This window comes from Kineococcus indalonis (genome assembly GCF_009906395.1).
GTDB lineage: Bacteria > Actinomycetota > Actinomycetes > Actinomycetales > Kineococcaceae > Kineococcus > Kineococcus indalonis.
In genome coordinates, this window is record NZ_JAAALM010000443.1 from 1 (window position 1) to 3454 (window position 3454).

2 protein-coding genes are annotated in these 3454 nt (G+C 74.6%); one reads left to right on the plus strand and one right to left on the minus strand.

Features of this window, described 5'->3' with window-relative positions:
- Positions 1 to 98: 98 nt before the first annotated feature.
- The gene (locus GTR00_RS25985; RefSeq protein ID WP_166612792.1) at positions 99 to 2477 is read left to right on the plus strand and encodes an ATP-binding cassette domain-containing protein; all 2379 of its coding nucleotides are present in this window, start codon (positions 99 to 101) and stop codon (positions 2475 to 2477) included.
- Positions 2478 to 2519: 42 nt separating this feature from the next.
- Here GTR00_RS25985 and GTR00_RS17120 read toward each other — a convergent pair whose 3' ends face one another.
- Entirely contained in the window at positions 2520 to 3284 is a 765-nt protein-coding gene (locus tag GTR00_RS17120; protein WP_166612793.1) for an SOS response-associated peptidase, read from the minus strand.
- Positions 3285 to 3454 lie beyond the last annotated feature (170 nt).

The window sequence follows — 3454 nt, forward strand, 5'->3', positions numbered from 1 at the left end:
GGCTGACACGGTCGGGGTCGCCGGGACAGGATCGGCACGTGGAGCGGGAGCGGGCCGGCGGGCGCCGGAGCGCTGGCCCGCCCGGGAGCGGAGGCGCGGTGAGCGGCAGCGGTGGAGGCGTCGGCAGGCACGTCGCCGACAGCCACGAGGTGATCCGCGTGCACGGCGCGCGGGAGAACAACCTCAAGGACGTCAGCGTCGAGATCCCCAAGCGCCGGCTGACGGTGTTCACCGGGGTGTCCGGCTCCGGCAAGAGCTCGCTGGTGTTCGGCACGATCGCCGCGGAGTCGCAGCGGCTGATCAACGAGACGTACAGCGCGTTCGTGCAGGGGTTCATGCCGACGCTGGCGCGCCCCGACGTCGACGTCCTCGACGGGCTGACGACGGCCATCATCGTCGACCAGGAGCGGATGGGCGCCAACCCCCGTTCCACCGTGGGCACCGCCACCGACGCCAACGCGATGCTGCGCATCCTCTTCAGCCGGCTGGGGCGCCCGCGCATCGGCGGGCCCGGCGCGTTCTCCTTCAACGTGCCCTCCGTGCGGGCCAGCGGCGCGATCACCGTGGAGCGCGGCGGCAGGACGAAGGCGGAGAAGGCGACGTTCCAGCGCCTCGGCGGCATGTGCCCGCGCTGCGAGGGCACCGGCCGCGTCAACGACATCGACCTGTCCGCGCTCTACGACGACGCCAAGTCGCTCAACGAGGGCCCGTTCACGATCCCCGGGTACAGCACCGACGGCTGGTACGGGCGCATCTACGCCGGCAGCGGGTTCTTCGACCCGGACAAGCCGATCCGGCAGTACACCGAGCGGGAGCTGCACGACCTGCTGCACCGGGAACCGACGAAGATCAAGGTCGACGGCATCAACCTCACGTACGAGGGCCTGATCCCGAGGATCCAGAAGTCGATCCTGTCCAAGGACGTCGACGCCATGCAGCCGCACGTGCGCGCCTTCGTGGAGCGGGCGGTGACGTTCACCACCTGCCCGGACTGCGACGGCACCCGGCTCGCGCCGGAGGCGCGCTCGTCCAGGATCCGCGGCAGGAACATCGCCGACGTGTGCGCGATGCAGATCAGCGACCTGGCCGCGTGGGTGCGCGAGGTCGACGACCCGTCGGTGGCGCCGCTGCTGAGCGGGTTGCAGCACCTGCTCGACTCGTTCGCGGCGATCGGGCTGGGGTACCTGTCCCTGGACCGCCCGGCGGGTTCGCTGTCGGGCGGGGAGGCGCAGCGCACCAAGATGATCCGCCACCTGGGGTCCTCGCTCACCGACGTCACGTACGTCTTCGACGAACCCACGATCGGCCTGCACCCGCACGACGTGGCGCGCATGAACGACCTGCTGCTGCGGCTGCGCGACAAGGGCAACACCGTGCTCGTCGTGGAGCACAAGCCCGAGGCCATCGCCGTCGCCGACCACGTCGTGGACCTCGGCCCGGGCGCCGGCACCGCGGGCGGGCAGGTGGTGTTCGAGGGCACCGTGGAGGGGTTGCGGGCCAGCGGCACCCTGACCGGTCGGCACCTGGACGACCGCGCCGGGCTGAAGCCGTCGGTGCGCGCGCCGTCGGGGGTGCTGCGGGTGCGCGGGGCGTCCACGCACAACCTGCGCGACGTCGACGTCGACCTCCCGCTGGGGGTGCTGGTGGTCGTCACGGGGGTGGCGGGGTCGGGCAAGAGCTCGCTGGTGCACGGCTCGGTGTCCGGGCGCCAGGGCGTGGTCTCCATCGACCAGGGCGCCATCCGCGGTTCGCGGCGCAGCAACCCGGCGACGTACACCGGTCTGCTGGACCCGGTCCGCAAGGCGTTCGCCAAGGCCAACGGCGTGAAACCGGCCCTGTTCAGCGCGAACTCCGAGGGCGCCTGCCCGACCTGCGGCGGGGTCGGCGTCGTCTACACGGACCTGGGGATGATGGCCGGCGTCGCCTCGACCTGCGAGGACTGCGAGGGCCGGCGGTTCCAGGCGTCGGTGCTGGAGCACCGCCTCGGCGGCAGGGACATCAGCGAGGTGCTGGCGATGTCGGTGGCCGAGGCCGGGGAGTTCTTCGCCGCCGGGGAGGCCCGCACCCCGGCCGCGCAGGCGGTGCTGGGCCGGCTGGCCGACGTCGGGCTGGGCTACGTCACCCTCGGGCAGCCGCTGACCACGCTGTCCGGCGGGGAGCGGCAGCGGCTGAAGCTGGCCACCCGCATGGGCGGCAAGGGCGACGTGTACGTCCTGGACGAGCCGACCACGGGCCTGCACCTGGCGGACGTGGAGCAGCTGCTGGGGCTGCTGGACCGGCTCGTGGACGGCGGGGCCTCCGTCCTGGTCATCGAGCACCACCAGGCGGTGGTGGCGCACGCGGACTGGATCGTCGACCTGGGGCCCGGCGCCGGGCACGACGGCGGTCGCGTGGTGTTCGAGGGCACCCCCGCCGACCTGGTCGCGGCCCGCTGCACCCTCACCGGCGAGCACCTGGCGTCCTACGTGGGCGCCTGAACCCCCGGCCCCGGCCCGCCCCGTCCCGCGGGGCCGGGCGGGTCAGGCGGGGTCGTCCCCGCCCGGCTCGACGGGTTCGGCGAGCTCCGGGCCGTCGTTGCGGGGGCTGTTCACGGCGGTGGACACCTCGCGCGGCACCAGCCGCGGCTCGGGCACGGCGTCCAGGACCTGGCGCACCAGGTCCAGGTCGGTCAGCTCCGGGTCCAGCCAGTCCTCGCGCACGTCCGGCGGCACCACCAGGGGCGTGCGGTCGTGGATGTGGCCGAGGGCGTCGGAGGCGCTGGTGGTGATGACGGTGAACGTCCACAGCCAGCGCTCGGGGTCGTCCTCGGCCTTCGCCGGGTCCGGCCACAGCTCGTACAGCCCGGCGAACGTCAGCACCCGCCCGTCGGGGTCGTGCAGGAAGTGCGGCACCTTGCTGCGGCCCTCGCGCTGCTGCCACTCGTAGTAGCCGTCGGCGGGCACCAGCAGGCGGCGGCGCGAGGCCGCGCGCCGGTAGGCGGGTTTCTCGGTGACCGTCTCGACGCGGGCGTTGATCATCCGGCTGCCGATCTTGACGTCCTTCGCCCAGGCCGGCACCAGGCCCCAGCGCAGCGTGCGCAGCTGCCGCGCGGGGGCGCCGCCGCCCCCGCCCGCAGCGCCGCCCGCACCGGCGTCCTCGCGCGGGGCGCGCTGGAGCACCGCGCGGGCCCGCTGGGTGGGGGCCACGTTCCACGAGGGGCGCAGCGGGTCGCCGACGACCTCGCCGACGTCCAGCAGCTCCACCAGGTCGTCGTCGGAGCGGGAGAGGGCGTAGCGACCGCACATGCGGGCAGTGTGGCGCCCCCCACCGACACCGCGCGGCCCGCGGCGGTCCAGCGGCGGGCGGTTCAGCCGGGGCCGGTCGAGGGGGCGGTGCCGGCGGCGGCCGCGGCGCGCGTGCCCGGGCCCGGCTCGCGCTGCACCAGGCGGGCGCCGCCGGCACCGCCCCCTCGACC

Excerpts from the sequence above, each read along its gene's own strand:
- GTR00_RS17120 (WP_166612793.1), bottom strand. The coding sequence starts at position 3,284 with ATGTGCGGTCGCTACGCCCTCTCCCGCTCCGACGACGACCTGGTGGAG.